At 71.4% G+C, this 16,400-nt stretch carries 12 protein-coding genes; 8 read left to right on the forward strand and 4 right to left on the reverse strand.

The annotated features are described in order from the left end of the window. Positions 1-30: 30 nt before the first annotated feature. Positions 31-708: a DUF6891 domain-containing protein gene (locus tag MPPM_RS04590; protein WP_096484039.1), complete on the reverse strand. Its 678-nt coding sequence runs from the start codon at positions 706-708 to the stop codon at positions 31-33. Between the two features lie 14 nt (positions 709-722). Beyond that, the gene (cobS, locus tag MPPM_RS04595) at positions 723-1,550 is read right to left on the reverse strand and encodes an adenosylcobinamide-GDP ribazoletransferase (RefSeq protein ID WP_096484040.1); all 828 of its coding nucleotides are present in this window, start codon (positions 1,548-1,550) and stop codon (positions 723-725) included. 171 nt (positions 1,551-1,721) lie between these two features. Here cobS and cobT point away from each other — a divergent pair, with 171 nt between their 5' ends. Then, entirely contained in the window at positions 1,722-2,753 is a 1,032-nt protein-coding gene (gene cobT, locus MPPM_RS04600) for a nicotinate-nucleotide--dimethylbenzimidazole phosphoribosyltransferase (RefSeq protein WP_096484041.1), read from the forward strand. A gap of 767 nt (positions 2,754-3,520) precedes the next feature. Beyond that, the gene (locus MPPM_RS04605) at positions 3,521-3,709 is read left to right on the forward strand and encodes a hypothetical protein (RefSeq protein WP_096484042.1); all 189 of its coding nucleotides are present in this window, start codon (positions 3,521-3,523) and stop codon (positions 3,707-3,709) included. 268 nt (positions 3,710-3,977) lie between these two features. Here MPPM_RS04605 and MPPM_RS04610 read toward each other — a convergent pair whose 3' ends face one another. Next, positions 3,978-5,525: a sensor histidine kinase gene (locus MPPM_RS04610; RefSeq protein ID WP_096484043.1), complete on the reverse strand. Its 1,548-nt coding sequence runs from the start codon at positions 5,523-5,525 to the stop codon at positions 3,978-3,980. A gap of 334 nt (positions 5,526-5,859) precedes the next feature. Here MPPM_RS04610 and MPPM_RS04615 point away from each other — a divergent pair, with 334 nt between their 5' ends. From MPPM_RS04615 to MPPM_RS04625, 3 genes are all read left to right on the forward strand, one after another. Then, the gene (locus tag MPPM_RS04615) at positions 5,860-6,315 is read left to right on the forward strand and encodes a (2Fe-2S)-binding protein (protein ID WP_096484044.1); all 456 of its coding nucleotides are present in this window, start codon (positions 5,860-5,862) and stop codon (positions 6,313-6,315) included. A gap of 35 nt (positions 6,316-6,350) precedes the next feature. Further along, complete coding sequence (locus MPPM_RS04620; RefSeq protein ID WP_096484045.1) at positions 6,351-8,546, forward strand: xanthine dehydrogenase family protein molybdopterin-binding subunit; 2,196 nt, start codon at positions 6,351-6,353, stop codon at positions 8,544-8,546. A 150-nt stretch (positions 8,547-8,696) separates the two neighbouring features. After that, the gene (locus MPPM_RS04625; protein WP_244573468.1) at positions 8,697-12,467 is read left to right on the forward strand and encodes a GAF domain-containing protein; all 3,771 of its coding nucleotides are present in this window, start codon (positions 8,697-8,699) and stop codon (positions 12,465-12,467) included. Positions 12,468-12,573: 106 nt separating this feature from the next. Here MPPM_RS04625 and MPPM_RS04630 read toward each other — a convergent pair whose 3' ends face one another. Beyond that, positions 12,574-13,806: an amidase gene (locus tag MPPM_RS04630; RefSeq protein WP_096484046.1), complete on the reverse strand. Its 1,233-nt coding sequence runs from the start codon at positions 13,804-13,806 to the stop codon at positions 12,574-12,576. Between the two features lie 112 nt (positions 13,807-13,918). Between MPPM_RS04630 and MPPM_RS04635 the strand changes: the two genes are divergently transcribed. The 3 genes from MPPM_RS04635 to MPPM_RS04645 all read left to right on the forward strand — a co-directional run bounded on the left by MPPM_RS04635 (position 13,919) and on the right by MPPM_RS04645 (position 16,312). Next, on the forward strand, positions 13,919-14,896 hold the full coding sequence (locus MPPM_RS04635) for an extensin-like domain-containing protein (protein WP_096484047.1): 978 nt from the start codon (positions 13,919-13,921) through the stop codon (positions 14,894-14,896). A gap of 178 nt (positions 14,897-15,074) precedes the next feature. After that, positions 15,075-15,542 carry a hypothetical protein gene (locus tag MPPM_RS04640; RefSeq protein WP_096484048.1) on the forward strand — a complete coding sequence of 156 codons (468 nt, stop codon included), beginning with the start codon at positions 15,075-15,077 and terminating at the stop codon, positions 15,540-15,542. A gap of 95 nt (positions 15,543-15,637) precedes the next feature. Then, positions 15,638-16,312 (forward strand): ribonuclease T2 family protein, encoded by a 675-nt coding sequence (locus tag MPPM_RS04645; RefSeq protein ID WP_096484049.1) that lies wholly within the window; start codon positions 15,638-15,640, stop codon positions 16,310-16,312. The last annotated feature ends 88 nt before the right edge of the window (positions 16,313-16,400 follow it).

A 16,400-nucleotide genomic window follows, 5' to 3' on the forward strand; every position in this document is an offset into this window, starting at 1 on the left:
GGGCCGTGAATCAAGGTCTGGCGGGAAACCTTATCCGTCCCGGGGGTCGTCGGCCGGGCTGCGCTTCAACCAGCGGATCGGGTGAACGAGGATGCGTGTGCCGACATCGCCCTTCCACTGCGTCCGCAGGCCCTGTGCCTCCACGGCCGCCACGATCTCGGCGGCGATGGCGGCCATGGACTCGTCGCGGTCGTCGAACGAGCCGAAGGCGAGGTAGAGGCCCTGGTCGACGACGACCGCCTCGACGTCCTGCCCGTGGTAGAACACGAACCCGCGCGAGGGGCGCCCGCGCTCCCGACGCTGGTGATAGACTTCAGCCGCGTCCGAAATCCCGTCCGAGCGGGTGTAGCCGGCACAATGCAGCGCGATGATGCCGCGGGCGTCGAGCGTGTCGAAGGCGATGGCGAGGCGATCGAAATCCGTCTCCAGCGGCCACGTCGCCTCGTCGGCCCGCTTGCGCGCGAAGGCACGGGCGACCTCCGCCTCGACCCAGCGGCGATCGTCGGGATCGATCGCGTCGGGGTTCAGGTACTCGTCCCGGATCGACTCGAGCGTCGAGGCCTCGCTCTCGAAGCCGCCGCGCGCCAGAACCTCGATCCGCTCGGCGGTGTCGGTGCGGTCGATCGTTTCCGCGGGTGTGTCGGCGGGCTGAGAGGTCCGCCCCTCCGCCCGTCGGCCGGCCAAGAGCCGGCGGAGGATCCTCAGCATCACGCGTCCCCCGCCTACGCCGTCGCCGCCACCAGCGCCAGCAGCACCGCGATCTCGCCGATCTGCTGGCAGGCGCCGACGACGTCGCCGGTCTGGCCGCCGATCTTCCGCTCGGCGAGCGCGCTCAGGCCGAAGGCCGCGAGCGGCGCCAGGATCAGCGCGAGGACGAGGCCGAGCGGCGGCAGGCCGAGGGCGGCGGCGATCCCGGCGAGGACCAGACAGATCAGCCCCGCAACCGCGAGCGTCGCGCGGGTCGGCCGGCCGACGGCGGCGCCCGCGCCGCCGGGACGGGCGGGGTCGAGGATCGCGAGCGGGATCAGCGCCACCGTCCGCGACAGGGCGGCGGCGAAGAGCAGCGCGACGGCAGCGAGCGAGCCGGAGCGGTCGAGCAGGGTCGCGAGCATCGCCGCGCGCAGCGCCAGCCCGAGGAACAGAGCGGTGCCGCCATAGGCGCCGATCCGGCTGTCGCGCATGATCTCCAGGGTTCGCTCGCGGCTCCCCCCGCCGCCGAACCCGTCGGCGACGTCGGCCAGACCGTCCTCGTGCATGGCGCCGGTGATCAGCGCCAGCGCGACGAGGGCGAGCGCGGCGGCCACGAACGGCCCGAGCCGGATCTCCCAGGCGAGCACCAGCACGAGGGCAGCCGGCAGCGCGATCAGCAGTCCGGCCAGCGGCAGCACCCGCGGCACGGTGCGGAAATCCGGCGCGGCGTGGGGTGCGGGCTCGTCCGGCAGGGGCGGGACCGGCAGGCGGGTGAAGAAGCGGAGGCAGGCGGCGAGGTCGTAGACCCATTCCGCCCCGGGAAAGGGCGGCCCGAGATCGCGACCGCTGCGCTCGATCATTCCGCCCCCCTTCGCCTCGCCGCCTGGACCCGCAGGCCCATCCGCTTCTATAGCGCCGGGAGCCTCCTGCCTGCTACGCGGCGCCGCCGTCTATCCGGTGGCAAATCCCGCGCCGATCGGGCGATCTCCTTTCGCGGTGCCCCCGCCTTTCGACGCGCACGAGTCCCTTCCATGACCTCAGACCCGGCCGCCTCCCCCTTCGCCGATATCCGCCGCCTGCTGACCGAGATGCCCGGCCCCGACGGGGATGCGGTCGCCGGGATCCGGGCGCGGGACGCACAGCTGACCAAGCCGCCGGGGGCGCTCGGGCGGCTCGAAGCCTTCGTGGAATGGCTCGGCGCGTGGCAGGGCAAGGCCAAGCCCACCCTCGACCGGCCGATGGTGTGCGTCTTCGCGGGCAGCCACGGCGTGGTGGAGCGCGGCGTCTCCGCCTTCCCGGCCGCGGTCAACCGGCAGATGCTGGACAATTTCGCCGCCGGCGGCGCGGCAATCAACCAGCTCTGCGCCGCCTATGGCCTCGGCTTCCGGGTGTTCGATCTCGCCGTCGACCTGCCGACCGGCGACATCTGCTCCGGCCCGGCGCTGGACGAGAAGGGGTGCGTCGCCACCATGGCCTTCGGCATGGAGGCGGTGGCGGCGGGCACCGACTGCCTCGCCGTCGGCGAGATGGGGATCGGCAACACCACCGTCGCGGCGGCGATCTACGCCGCGCTCTACGGCGGCGAGGCCGAGCACTGGGTCGGGCGCGGCACCGGGCTCGACGCCGCCGGCCTCGCCCGCAAGGCCGAGGCGGTGCGGTTGGCGGTCGAGACCCACAAGGATCACATGAGCGACCCGCTGGCGGTGCTGGCACGGCTCGGCGGCCGGGAGATCGCGGCGATGGCCGGGGCCATCCTCGCCGCGCGGCTGCAGCGTGTGCCGGTGGTGCTCGACGGCTACGTCGCGACCGCCGCGGCGGCCGTGCTGCACGCCGCCGCCCCGAACGCCCTCGACCATTGCCTCGCCGGCCACCGCTCGGCGGAAGGGGCGCATGGCGAGGTGCTGGAGCGGCTCGGCCTCAAGCCCGTTCTGTCGCTCGACATGCGGCTGGGCGAAGCCTCGGGCGCGGCCCTGGCGCTGGGCCTCCTGAAAGGCGCGCTCGCCTGCCACCGCGACATGGCGACGTTCGAGCAGGCGGGGGTTTCGGGCAAGAGCGCGGAGTAATTCTGGTCGATCGAACCCCGAGGCCGCCGGACTGCTCCTTTCGACGCCCCGCCCCGCCAGGGGCCGGCGTCATCCTGAGCGGCGCGGCGGGGGCCGGCGGATGGGCCGCCAGCAGGGCGTTCACGTCGATCTCGAAGCTGCCGCCCTCCCGAAGGCGCCCGACCACGGCGCCGCCGGCCGTCGTCAGCGCGCCCTGCGCGTTCGCGGTCAGCGCGGCATCGGGTTGCGGCACCCCGGTGGTCGGGTCGGGCCGGGTGAGCGTGACCCGGGCGCCGCCCGGCGCCGCCGGATCGAAGTGGTAGTCGAGGCCCGGCGCCAGCGACCCGCTCGTCGGCGTCGTCCCCTGGGATCGGCCCGTCAGGATGGCCAGGCCGGAGGCGACAAGTCCGCTGAGCAGGGCTGGGAGGAGCGCCGGGCCGGGCAGCGGCACCCGCGCCGCCGTCGCCACGCGCGCGGCCCCGGCCAACAGGCCCGGCGACGGGGGCACCGTGATGGCCGATGCCGTCGCGGTGGCCACGGGTGGCGGCGCGGCCGCGGGGGTCGGTGGCGAAGCGGCGGCCCCCGGAACCGGGACCGGCTGCGGGGTCACCGGTGCGGGCGCTTGCGGAGGCGCGGCCACTGGCGGGGGTTGCGGCGGCGAGGGCTGCGGGGGCAGTTGCGGGGGCACTGGCGTAGGTTGCGGTGCCGGCGCCGGAACCTGAGGCGATGCAGGCACTTGGACAGGCACCTGCGCCGTCGCGGCGAAGTTCGGCGGCAGCAGCGGTCCCGTGACGGGCGGCGCAGGGAAGGCCGCCGCGCGCGCGGCCTGCGCGGCGTCGAAGCCCAGCCCGAGTTGCGACCGCTGCGCGGCGTTGCGGGCCGTGTTGGCCGCCTCGAACCCGGCATTGATCGTGTTGCTGGCGTTCAGCGTCGCCGAGAAGGCGCGCTGCGTCTCCGCCATCTGCCGGTTGATCTGATTGAAACCCTGGATCGGGTCACCGTAGCTTCCGTCCCCCGGCAGGGCACCGCCGCCCCCGCCAAGCGGTGCAGCACCCTGCGGGCGGATCCGGATCTGAAGCGGCCCGGACGAGCCGGGCGCGCCGCCGGGTCCCTGTGCGAAGTTCGAGATACCGCCGGTCATGCATGCCCCTCGCTGCCGATGGACACACGTAGAACGTGCAAGCTGACGAGAACCTGTCGGGCCGGGGATGTTTTTCGGAAGCGGTCGGACTCGCCTCGAACGGATCAGGCCGCCCGCGCCCGCCGGGACTGGGATGACTCGGCCTCGGCCGCGGCCTTGCCGTCGCCGAGGTTCACGGCGGCGAGGGCGTCCATGCCGCGGCTTGCCGGGAAGGTGACGATCACCTCGGTGCCCTCGCGCGGCTTCGACTTGAGCTGGAAGCCGCCGCCGTGGAGGTCGATCAGGCCCTTCACGATCGGGAGCCCCAGGCCGGAACCCTGCTCGGCGGTCTTGATCGCCAGCGAGCCGCGTCCGAACGAGGACATCACCGTGCCGAGTTCGTCCTCGGGGATGCCGGGCCCGGAATCCTTGACGCTGACATACTGCCCGCCCGACGAGGTCCAGCCGACCTTGATCGTGATCTCGCCGCCGGGCGGCGTGAACTTCACCGCGTTCGACAGGAGGTTGAGCACGATCTGGCGCAGGGCCCGCTCGTCGGCCCAGAGGCGGGGCAGGGAATCGTCGATCAGGCTGGCGAAGGTCTGGCCCTTGCTGCGGGCGCGCAGGGTCATCATGTGGCGGCATTCCTCGACCGTGTGGGCGAGCTGCACCGCCTCCTCGCTCAGGTCGTAGCGGCCGGCCTCGATGCGCGAGAGGTCGAGGATCTCGTTGATGAGATTGAGCAGGTGCATCCCGCTGTCGTGGATGTCGGTGGCATATTCCCGGTAGGCCGGGGCGGTGTGGGCGCCGAACACCTCGTTCTTCATCACCTCCGAGAAGCCGAGGATGGCGTTGAGCGGCGTGCGCAGCTCGTGGCTCATGGTGGCGAGGAAGCGGGACTTGGCGAGGTTCGCCTCCTCCGCCCGCCGCCGCGCCTCGTCGGAATTGGCCTTGGCCTGTTCGAGCTCGGCGAAGATCGCGTCCTTCTCCGCCCGCGATTGCAGGGTGCCGACGGCGGAGGCGTAGAGGCGGCGCGCCAAGCCGGCGAAGAAGATCTGGCTCGCCACCGTCATCGCGACGAGGAGCATCGTGTCCATGTCGCGGGAGAACAGCAGCAGCGACAGCGCCGCCAGCATCAGCGGCACGAGGCCGGACAGGGCGGCCACCGGCACGGTCGCGGCGAGCATCGTCGTCACCGCCGCGACGATGACGAGGCCGAACAGAGCGAAGGTCTGGGCTCCGGGAATGCCGACCAGCAGCAGCATCGCCCAGGCGAGGCTCTGGCCGAACTCGGCAGCGACGAAGAGGCGGCCCCAACGCTTGAGCGGCAGGCTTTCCGGCGCCTGCCGCAGGAAGCGGCGGCTGAGGATCAGCATCATCGCGGTGGCGGCGAGCGCCACGGCCGCCCAGACCGAGACGGTCACGGCCGGCACCCAGATCGAGGAGGCCGCCGCCACGGCCAGCGCCAGCACGAGGAGCGGGATGCCCGCCCCGACCCTGTACTGGGCGTAGAGCCGCAGCAATTCGGTGTCGAAGGCCCGCTCCAGGCCGCTCGTCGAGGTCAGCCGCTCCCGGGCCGAGCGCATGTCGCGCGCGATGCCGCGGCGCTTGGCCACCTCCTGCGAAGAGGGCCCCCGCCCGCGCTGAACCATCTCCGCTGTGAGGTCGGCCATAACAGTCGAGATCGCCAATCGGAAGCGGTGCGGGGCCTGATCGTGGTCTTGCGGCGCACGGGGCAAGGTGGAGAGCCGGCAGCGTGCCCTCGAACCGTTAAGAAGCGGCTTCGACACTCCGGCGAATTGCGCCGATCTCGGGCGGGACAAGCCCATTTCGTATTCAGGTGCGTTGCCGCACATCAGGAATGGCGATCGAGGATCAGAATCGGAACGATTCCAAGCCGCGACCTCAAGTGCCCTCGAAGCGACGCGCCGTAGCGCCTTCCCCGACGTGGGACGGCGGCGGTGGTCCCCGGCGCCTCGCGCGGCACGTCGATTACGGAGTGCGCCGATGCTGACCCTCAACCTGAACGGCGTGGTCCGGGAGGTCGATGCCGACCCCGACATGCCCCTGCTCTGGGTGATCCGCGACCGGCTCGACATGACCGGCACCAAGTATGGCTGCGGCATCGCCCAGTGCGGCGCCTGCACCGTGCACATGGACGGCCAGCCGGTGCGCTCCTGCCAGACCCGCATCGGTGATGTGGGGGAGGCCAAGATCACGACGATCGAGGGCGTCGAGGGCAAGGTGGCCGATGCGGTGAAGGCGGCGTGGCGCGGCCTCGACGTGGTGCAGTGCGGCTACTGCCAGTCCGGCCAGATCATGTCGGCCATCGGCCTGCTCACCGACAACCCGAAGCCGAGCGACGCCGATATCGACGGTGCCATGGACGGCAATGTCTGCCGCTGCGGCACCTATCAGCGCATCCGCGCCGCCATCCACGAAGCCGCCCGCTCGCTCGCCTGAGCCGCCTCGCAGCCTATCGGAACAAGGAGCCCGGCATGCTCAAGCTCGATCTCACCGATGCGCCCGCCCCGTCCCGGCGCGCTTTCCTCACCGGCGCGGCGGCGGGCGCCGTTCTGCTCGCCTTCCGCGTCGACCTGAAGGGCGCCCGCGCGGCGGAGGCCTCCGACGCGCTGTCCAAGGCTCCGCCCCAGCCCAACGCCTTCGTGCGGATCGCCGCCGACGACACCGTCACGGTGATGATCAAGCACCTCGACATGGGCCAGGGCAACACGACCGGCCTCGCCACCATCCTCGCCGACGAACTCGACGCGGATTGGAGCCAGATGCGCGTCGCCTTCGCCCCGGCCGACGCGAAGCTCTACGCCAACCTGCTGATGGGCCCGGTCCAGGGCACCGGCGGCTCGACGGCGATCGCCAATTCCTGGTTCCAGCTCCGCAAGGCGGGTGCGGCCGCCCGCGCCATGCTGGTCGCCGCCGCGGCCGAGAAATGGGGCGTGCCGGCGGGCGAGATCACCGTCGCCAAGGGCGTCATCGGCCACAAGTCGGGCAAGCAGGCCCGCTTCGGTGAATTCGCCGAGGCCGCCGCCGCCAAGCCGGTGCCGCAGGAGCCGCGCCTCAAGACCCCGGCGGAGTGGACGCTGATCGGGAAGCGCGTGCCGCGCATCGACTCGGTCGCGAAGACCGACGGCACCGCAATCTACTCCCTTGACATCCGCCGCCCCGGCCAGGTCACGGCCCTCGTGGCTCACCCGCCGCGCTTCGGCGCCACGGTGAAGTCGGTGGATTCGGAGGCCGCGCAGGGCATGCCGGGCGTGGTGGGCATCGTCACGATCCCGACAGGCGTGGCGGTGATCGCCCGCGACACCTGGAGCGCGATGAAGGCCCGCGAGGCCCTCAAGGTCACCTGGGACGAATCCGCCGCCGAGACCCGCTCGTCGGACGCGATCCTCGCCGAGTACCGCGAGACCGCCAAGGCCTCCGGTCTCGTCGCCTCGCAGGCGGGCGACGCCGATGCCGGCATCAAGGGCGCGGCCAAGGTGCTGGAGGCGGAGTTCTCCTTCCCCTACCTCGCCCACGCGGCGATGGAGCCCCTCAACGCGACGATCGAGCGGGCGGCGGACGGCAGCTACGACGTCTATGCCGGCTGCCAGATCCAGACGATCGAGCAGGCGGTGGTAGCGGCGACGCTGGGCGTGACGACGGACAAGGTCCGGCTGCACACGCAATGGGCCGGCGGCTCGTTCGGCCGGCGCGCGACCCCGGGCGCCGACTACTTCGCCGAGGCCGCCGCGATCGTGAAGGCCTGGGACGGCAAGGCCCCGGTTCACCTCGTCTGGACCCGCGAGGACGACATGACCGCCGGCTATTACCGCCCGCAGGTCTATCACACGGTCAAGGCGGGCCTGAACGAGAAGGGCCAGATCACCGGCTGGCGCCATGCCATGGTCGGCAAGTCGATCATGATCGGCTCGCCCTTCGAGGCGATGCTGGTCAAGAACGGCATCGATTCCACCACCGTCGAGGGCGCCTCCGACACGCCCTACGCCCTGCCCGCCTACCGCTTCGAGGTGCACAATGCCCGCGAGGGCGTGCCGGTGCTGTGGTGGCGCTCGGTCGGCCACACCCACACCGCCCACGTCATGGAGGTGGTCATCGACGAGCTCGCGCATGCGGCGGGTGCCGACCCGGTCGCCTACCGCCTCTCGCTGCTGACCCGCGCCCCGCGCCTGTCCGGCGTGCTGCGGCTCGCCGCCGAGCGGGCCGGGTGGAGCCAGAAGTCCTCCGAGAAGGGCCGCGGCCTCGGCGTCGCGGTGCACGAATCCTTCGGCTCCTACGTTGCGATGGTGGCGGACGTGACGGCGGCGGACTCGAACGTTCGGGTCAATCGCATCGTCGCGGCGGTCGATGTCGGCGTGGCGGTGAACCCGGACGTCGTCCGCGCCCAGGTCGAGGGTGCGGTGGGTTTTGCCCTCTCGGCGGTGCTGCGCAACCGCATCACCCTCAAGGACGGCGTGGTGCAGGAGCGGAACTTCGACAGCTATCAGCCGACGCGCATCTCCGAGATGCCGCGGGTGGAGGTTCACATCGTGCCCTCCGACGTCGCGCCCACCGGCATCGGCGAACCCGGCGTGCCGGTGCTGGCGCCGGCCATCGCCAACGCGGTCTTCGCCGCGACGGGTCAGCGCCTGCGCTCGCTGCCGCTCGATCTCTCGTCCCTGCGCGGAGCGTAGTCGATCCGATTGCCCCGCTGGCCCGAAATCGGGTTCGGCGGGGCTCGGTTGGCTCGAGCACCGGACACGCCCGATCCAACCGGAGCGTGCTTTACAAGCGTATCGGACTGTCTCTTAGGTTGAGCCCATCGAGCCACAACGGGGTGTGGGATGGGCGCGAAGACGGATCCGTCCGACCGGCCGTCGAATCCGGGCACGGCGGACCGCGGGATCGGTGCGGACGATCGGGCGGGGCCACCGCTCGGCTCGATCGAGATGGAGGCGGATGCGCTGCGATCCGCCCTCGGGCTCGTGACCGGTCTGGGCGCGCCGGCGGCCCTGGCATGGGGTTCGGCGCTGACCGTCCTGTGCAACGATGCCTTCACCGCGCTTCTCGGCCCCGTTCCGACCGGGCTCGCCTTCTCCGCCCTCGCGCGAAACGGGCATGACGCGGAGGCGCTGACGCGTCTTCTGCGCCGCGCCCGATCCGGCGAAACGGTCACCGCCGCCGGCCTTCCCCTCGGAACGGGCGCGTCCCGTCCCCCGGTGATGCTCTGCCTCAGTCCGGTGCGCGGATCCGATGGCGCCGTGGCGGGGGTTCTGGCGCTCGTGACCGGAACCGGGGCAACGCTCGGCGACGCCGAGTGCGAGACGGCACGGCGGGTTTGCGAGGAGAAGTACAGCACCCTGTTCCAAGCGGCTGGCCAGGGGTGGTGCGAGCTCGAATTCGTGCGCGACGAACAGGGCCGCGCCGTCGATCTCCGTTATATCGCGCTCAATCCCGCCTTCGAGCGGATGACCGGCCTGTCGGCAGCGCAGCTGCACGGGCGGACGGCGCGCGAAGTGGTGCCGGATCTCGATTCCGGCTGGGTGCAGGCCTGCGCGCGGATCGCCGCCTCGGGCGTGCCGGCATGGTTGGACCGTGCGGACGGGCCGATGGGGGGCCGGTTCGAGGTCTGCGCCTATCCGCAGGCAGGGGACAGGCTGCTGATCCTCTACGACGGCGTCACCGGGCCCGAAGCGGCTGAGACGGCCCTGCAGGAACGCGAGAAGCGGCAGGCCTTTCTCCTGGCGCTGAGCGATGCGGTGCGCACGCTGATCGACCCGATGGCGATCCAGGAAAAGGCATGCCGGCTGCTCGGCGAGCGGCTGCAGGTCGACCGCACCTACTACGTCGCCATCGACGAGACTGCGGGCACCGCGCGGGTTGCGTGGGACTACCTTCGCGGCGACGTTCCCTCATTGGCCGGCGAGCACCGGGTCGCGGACTTTCCATGGTCGGTGGACATTCTCCGTCGCGGCCGGTGCCATGTCGTGACCGACACGCAGACGTCGGCCGCGGTCCCTGAGGCGGACCGTCCCTCCCTGACAGCTCTGCGGATCGCGGCCTGCCTGGGCGCGCCGCTCATCAAGAACGGCCGTCTCGTCGGCGCGCTCTGCGTCACGCAATCGGTTCCGCGGGACTGGACGGAGACCGACGTCGCGCTGCTGCGCGACGTCGCCGAGCGGATCTGGTCGGCGGTCCAGCGCGGACGGGCCGAGGCAGATATCCGGCGCAAGAACGCGGTGCTCGAAGGGATCAACCGCATCTTCCGCGAGGCGCTGACCGCACGCACGGAGGAGGAGCTCGGCCGCTTCTGCCTCGCGGTTGCCGAGGATGTGACCCAGAGCGCCTTCAGCTTCATGGGTGAGGTCAACCACGAGCGCTGCCAGTTCGACGAGCTCTCCATCAGCGATCGCGGCTGGCAGCACTTCGCCATGGACGATCCCGCCTTTCCGAAGGGCGTGCCACCCAAGGGACTCAAGATTCACGGCATCTACGGCCGTGTCCTGAAGGACGGGCAGAGCCTCATCGTCAACGACCCGGACGCGCATCCGGATCGTATCGGCACGCCGCGCGGCCACCCGCCGCTCAGGTCCTTTCTCGGTGTGCCGCTCAAGCGCGACGGGCAGACGGTGGGCATGGTCGGGCTCGGCAATCGCGAGGGCGGGTATCGGGCGGAGGACCGGGAGGCGGCGGAGGCCCTCGCTCCGGCGATCTTTCAGGCGCTTCTGAGCAAGCGGACGGCCGACACCCTGCGCCAGAGCGAGGAGCGCTTCCGCACCCTGGCCGAACTCGTGCCGAGCCTGCTCTGGAACTGCGATCCCGAGGGCAAGGTCATCGTGCTGAACCAGCAATGGAGCAAGTATACCGGCCAGACCGCGCAGGAGGCTCAGGACGGCGGCTGGCTGGCGACGATCCACCCCGCCGAGAGGCAAGAGGTCGAACGCATCGCCGTCGAGGCTTTCGCCACCGGCCAGCCCCTGGAGCGGCAGCAGCGCATCCGCCGCCGCGACGGGACCTATCGCTGGTTCCTGGTCCGCCATGCGCCGGCACGGGACGCGGAAGGACGGATCCTGCGCTGGTTCGGCGCCGCCACGGATATCCACGACCAGCATATTGCCTCCGAGAACCTGCGGGCGGAGGAGGCACGTCAAGCCTTTCTCCTCGACCTCGCCGACCGGCTGCAGGGGCTGACCGATCCGAAGGCGGCCCTTCACAGCATCGTCGAGGCGCTCGGACGCCATCTCGGGGTCAGCCGGGTCGGCTATGCCCGCATCTCCGCCGACGGCGAGCGGGTCGAGCGGCAAGTCGGCTACACCGGCGAGGCCGAGCCCCGCCTCGGGCCGATGCCGCTCCGGTTCTTCGGCGCGACGATCCACACCCGGTTCCGCAACGGCGAGACGGTCGTCGTGGACGATGCCTCGAGCGTCGCGGCCCCCATCGTCTGGAGAGAGGGGGGCGTCGGCAGCTTCGTGGCGGTCCCGCTGGTCCGCGACGGCCAAGTGCGCACCGTCCTCTACATCACCCATCATCAACCCCGAACATGGACGCGCTCGGAAACGACGCTGATCGAGGAGGTCGCCGCGCGGACCTGGGAAGCGGCGGAGCGGGCCCAGGCCGAAGCGGAGCTGCGCGCGAGCGAAGCGCGACAGCGCGTTCTGGTCGAAGGGATCCCCCAGCTCCTCTGGCGGGCGGGACATGGCGGCGCCTGGACCTGGGCGAGCCGGCAATGGTGCGGCTATACCGGCCAGACCGAGGCCGAGAGCCGGGATTTCGGCTGGCTCGAAGCGGTCTATCCCGAGGATCGCGAGCGGGCCCGGGACGCCTGGGGCGACGCGGCCACGGCCGAGCGGCTGACCGTCGAGTACCGCATCTATCACGCCTGCGAGGCCCGCTACCGGTGGTTCCAGACACGCGCCCTGCCGCTGCGTGAGGGAAGCGACATCGTCGAATGGCTCGGCACCTCGACCGACATCGACGACCTGCGGCACCTTCAGGAACAGCAGAACGTGATGGTGGCCGAGCTGCAGCACCGCACCCGCAACCTCATCACCGTCGTGCGCTCGCTGGCCGAACAGACGATGAGCCGCAGCGCCTCCATGGATGTGTTCCGCGGGCGCTTCTACGATCGTCTCGCAGTGCTCTCACGGGTGCAGGGGCTGCTCTCCCGCTCCAGCATCGAGCCGATCACCCTGCACACGCTCATCTCGACCGAACTCGACGCCCTCGGCGCCTGGGAGGCGGCCGGCCGCATCGATCTCAACGGTCCCCCCGTCCGGCTGCGCAAGGCGACGGTGCAGACCTTCGCGCTGGCCCTGCACGAACTCGCCACCAACGCCCGCAAATATGGGGCGCTCGCCGGAAGCGCGGGACGGCTGAGCGTGACGTGGCGGACCTACACCGAGAACGGCCGGATGCGGCTCGCCCTGTACTGGAGCGAGAGAGGGATCGATCGACCCCGCGAGGAGCCGGCGTCGGACCGGCGCGGCTATGGGCGGGAGCTGATCGAGAAGGCACTGCCCTACACCCTCGACGCGCGCACGCGCTACGAACTGGGCGAGACCACCCTGCATTGCGCCATCGACCTGCCGCTCGTGGAGCGGAGGCAGCAGCCCTAGAGCATCATCCCGAAAGGTGGTTTGCGGCTTTCGGAAAAAGATGATGCAAAAACAGATCCCTAGCGCATCGTGCTGGATCCGATATCCAGCACGATGCGCTAGAATCCTAATCCCGCGCCAGCACCGCTTCGATCGCCCGCGCGACGGACAGCGCGCGCCCGTCGTCGCCGAAGCGGGCGATGATCTGCACGCCGAGCGGCAGGCCGTCGCCCGGCACCGGAACATTGACGCAGGGCACGCCCATCAGGGTCCAGAGCCGGTTGAAGCGCGCATCCCCCGTCGAGCCGAGACCCTGAGGGGCGCGGCCGACGCTGGAGACCGTCAGGATCGCATCGAAATCCGAGAACAGCTCCTTGAGCTGCCGCCGCGCCCGGTGCGCCTCGCGGCGGGCGGCGTCGTAGTCGGGGGCCGTGAGGTCCTGCGCCCGGTCGAGCTGCCCGCGCAGCACCGGCGGCAGGGCGTCGCGATGCTCGGCATATTCCCAGGCGAGCGCCTGGCGCGCCTCGAAATCCTGCACGGTCGGATGCGCGGCCCAGGCCCGCGCGAAGGGTTCGGGCAAGACGAGGTCGTGGACCACCGCCCCGGCCCGCTCGGCGGCGCTGGCCGCGCGCTCAAGGGCCGCGAGGGCATCCGCGTCGGGACTTCCGGCGAAGTCCTGGAGGCAGAGGGCGAGGCGCGGGCGCTCCGGCGCCGGGGCCTCGATCGCCGGCCGCTCGGCGATCAGGGCCAGCGCGTGGGCGATGTCGGCGACCGAGGCGCCGAACAGGCCCACCGTGTCGAGCGCCCAGGAGAAGGTCTTCACGCCCACCGTCGGCAGCAGCCGGAACGAGGGCTTGATCGCCGCCAGGCCGCAGAAGGCCGCCGGGCGGATCACCGAGCCGCCGGTCTGGGTGCCGAGCGCCAGCGGCAGCATCCCGGCAGCGACCGCGGCGGCCGAGCCCGAGGAGGAGCCGCCCGGCGTGTGGCCGGGATCGCGCGGATTGACCGTCGCCGCCGGGTCGAGGCCGGCGAAGGCCGTGGTCGCGGTCTTGGCGAGCGGCACCGCGCCGAGGGCCCGCAGCCGCGACACGATCGCCGCATCGGCCCTCGGCCGCCAGCCGGCATAGATGTCCGAGCCGAATTCGGTCGCCATGTCGGCGGTGTCGATGATGTCCTTGATGCCGACCGCGATGCCGGCAAGCGGCCCGTTCGTGGGCACTGCCGCCTCAGGCGCGGTGCGCAGGACGGCACCGATGGCAGGGTCGCGTCCGGCGATCCGCTCGCGTGCCGCGCGAACCGCGTCCGCGGCGGAGAGGGTGCCGTCCGCGATGCGGGCACGGAGATCGAGAAGCGAGATCATGCGCACCCGAGTCCCGCTCCGTATCGAATCTGTCAACAGCCCTCCACATGGGCGGAATGCGACGCGGCATCGTTAGCGGCTCGTTTACGGGACGGTGCGCATCGTTCCGGCCATGTGGCGTAAAGCGTTAGCGTTCTCGGCCCTGGTGCTGTTCGGCGCGGGGCTCACGGGCTGTGCAATCAACCGGTTCGAACGCCGGGAGGCATGGCGCGACCAGGCCGAACAGATGTGCATCGCCCGCAAGCTGGTGCAGCCGACAGCCTATGTCTCGCTGGCGAAGGAGATCGACGGCCCCGGCCCCTGCGGCATGCAGCAGCCCTTCCGGGTGACGAAACTCGGCGGCGGCTCGGTGGCGCTCAAGCAGCGCATGACGCTGGCCTGCCCAGCCCTCGCCGAGGCCGAGGCGTGGCTCGCCGACACGATCCAGCCCGCCGCCAACCTGTATTTCGGCGTGCCGGTGGCCGAGATCAACGCGGGCTCCTATTCCTGCCGCGGCCGCAACAACCAGGCCGGCGCCAAGCTCTCCGAGCATTCCTTCGGCAACGCGCTCGACATCATGTCCTTCACGCTCGCCGACGGCCACGTCATCACCGTCAAGGGCGGCTGGCGCGGCACCGAGGCCGAGCAGGCCTTCTTGCGCGAGGTGTTCGTGGGGGCCTGCGCCCGGTTCTCGACGGTGCTGGCGCCGGGCTCCAACGTGTTCCACTACGACCACATCCACGTCGATCTGGCGATGCACGACCCGCGCGGCCTGAAGCGCATCTGCAAGCCGCTGCTCAAGTTCGAGTCGCAGCTCACCGCCGCCGACGGCTCGCCCCGGCCGCTGGCCTCGCCCCGCCCGCCCGCGCGCCAGACGATCCCGACCCAGGCGCCGATCGACGTGGAGGAGGACGACCCCTACGGCGTCGCGCCGACCTCCTCGCGCACCACCGGCACGCGGGTCGCCCGCGCACCGGCCGCCCCGGCGCCGACGGCCTACGCCGCCGCGCCGGCACCCGGCCGGCCGCGCGCTCCGGTTCCGGCGCACGATGCGGCCTATGAACCGCTGTCGCTCGCCGCGCCCCACGCCTCAGACGAGCCGATCTATTAATCCCTTGGAGGTGTGCCCGGCGCACCCCAGGGTCGGTCAAAAGCGGCGCTCCCGCCCGGTCCAAGCTTGACTTGGGCCGGGGGCGGCGCATCGTCTCTCGCCATCCGGTGCCCCGCGCGACACGCCTCGAGGCGAGCGTCGCGCCACGACACCCTCAACAGGCGGATTTTTGAGCGGCATGCGCCCGAACCTTCCCCTCGCCGTCCTAGCGCTCGGCCTCTTCACGGCGTCCTCCGTGCTGCCGGCGCTCGCCCGCTCCGGCCGCGAGGAGATCTCGCCGGCCGAGGAGCAGACCTTCCCCTACGACGCCGACATTCCCGGCTGCCAGGACACCGACGTTCTGGAGAAGGTCTCGACCCAGTTCGCCGAGAAGGAGGCGAAGTTCTGGAACTCGTCGCTGACGATCGTCTCCTACGAGCGGATCGAGCGCACGGCGTGGCGGCCCTACGGCGTCGACTTCATCCCGCGCCGCTATTGCTCGGCGCTCGCCACCACCTCGGACGGGGTGCGGCGCAAGGTCGATTACTCGGTGCGCGAGAGCCTCGGCATCATCGGCTCGACCTGGGGCGTCGATTTCTGCGTTCACGGCCTCGACCGCAACAACGCCTACGCCTACGCCACCGCCTGCCGGATGGCCCGGCCCTGATCCGAGCGGGAAAGGCGCGGGCGCGCCGGGCACACGCTTGACTTGTACCCTGCGCCCGGCATCGTCCTGAGACGTCCCGATCCCGAGTCCCGTCCATGCCGCGCCTGTCCCGCCTCGTCGCCCTGACCCTCGGCCTCACCCTGGCCTCCGGCGCTCAGGCGCAGGATTTCGGCGGCTTTCGACGCGGCGGCGAGCCCGGCAGCTTCGACTTCTACGTGCTGGCGCTGTCGTGGTCGCCGACCTATTGCGACGGCGAGGGTGCACGCCGCGACCGCAACGGGCAATGCGCGCCGGGCCGCGGGCTCGGCTTCGTGGTGCACGGACTGTGGCCGCAATACGAGCGCGGCTACCCCTCCAATTGCTCGGCGGTGGAGCGCCCCCTCACCCGCAACGCGGTCGAGGCCGCGGGCGAGGTCATGCCGAGCGAGGGCCTCGCCCGCCACGAATGGCGCGCCCACGGCACCTGCTCCGGGCTTGATCCCGTCGCCTATTTCAAGTCGGTGAAGACGGCCCGTGAGGCCGTGACGATCCCCGAGGCCTTCGTGAAGCCGCAGGGCGACATGCGCGCCGCCCCGATCGAGATCGCCCGGCAGTTCGTGATGGCCAACAAGGGACTACGCCCCGACATGATGTCGGTGACCTGCCGCCGCGGACAGTTGCAGGAGGTGCGGATCTGCTTCTCGAAGGATCTGCGCGGTTTCACCCCCTGCCCCGAGGTCGCGCGCCAGAACTGCCGCGCGGGCGAGGTCTCGGTCGAAGCGGCGCGCTGACGCGCGAACGACTTTCCTGATAAGCGCGGGCCTTACACAGTGAGGAACGCGCCCTGAACTACCGTCACGCCTTCCACGCCGGCAATTT

Origin of the sequence: Methylorubrum populi, from assembly GCF_002355515.1 — a bacterium.
Lineage (GTDB): Bacteria > Pseudomonadota > Alphaproteobacteria > Rhizobiales > Beijerinckiaceae > Methylobacterium > Methylobacterium populi_A.

What these genes read in the sequence shown, in the direction of transcription:
- MPPM_RS04590 (WP_096484039.1), bottom strand. Translation starts at nt 708, where the DNA reads ATGCTGAGGATCCTCCGCCGGCTCTTGGCCGGCCGACGGGCGGAGGGG.
- cobS (WP_096484040.1), bottom strand. Translation starts at nt 1,550, where the DNA reads ATGATCGAGCGCAGCGGTCGCGATCTCGGGCCGCCCTTTCCCGGGGCG.
- cobT (WP_096484041.1), top strand. Translation starts at nt 1,722, where the DNA reads ATGACCTCAGACCCGGCCGCCTCCCCCTTCGCCGATATCCGCCGCCTG.
- MPPM_RS04610 (WP_096484043.1), bottom strand. Translation starts at nt 5,525, where the DNA reads ATGGCCGACCTCACAGCGGAGATGGTTCAGCGCGGGCGGGGGCCCTCT.
- MPPM_RS04615 (WP_096484044.1), top strand. Translation starts at nt 5,860, where the DNA reads ATGCTGACCCTCAACCTGAACGGCGTGGTCCGGGAGGTCGATGCCGAC.
- MPPM_RS04620 (WP_096484045.1), top strand. Translation starts at nt 6,351, where the DNA reads ATGCTCAAGCTCGATCTCACCGATGCGCCCGCCCCGTCCCGGCGCGCT.
- MPPM_RS04625 (WP_244573468.1), top strand. Translation starts at nt 8,697, where the DNA reads ATGGGCGCGAAGACGGATCCGTCCGACCGGCCGTCGAATCCGGGCACG.
- MPPM_RS04630 (WP_096484046.1), bottom strand. Translation starts at nt 13,806, where the DNA reads ATGATCTCGCTTCTCGATCTCCGTGCCCGCATCGCGGACGGCACCCTC.
- MPPM_RS04635 (WP_096484047.1), top strand. Translation starts at nt 13,919, where the DNA reads ATGTGGCGTAAAGCGTTAGCGTTCTCGGCCCTGGTGCTGTTCGGCGCG.
- MPPM_RS04640 (WP_096484048.1), top strand. Translation starts at nt 15,075, where the DNA reads ATGCGCCCGAACCTTCCCCTCGCCGTCCTAGCGCTCGGCCTCTTCACG.
- MPPM_RS04645 (WP_096484049.1), top strand. Translation starts at nt 15,638, where the DNA reads ATGCCGCGCCTGTCCCGCCTCGTCGCCCTGACCCTCGGCCTCACCCTG.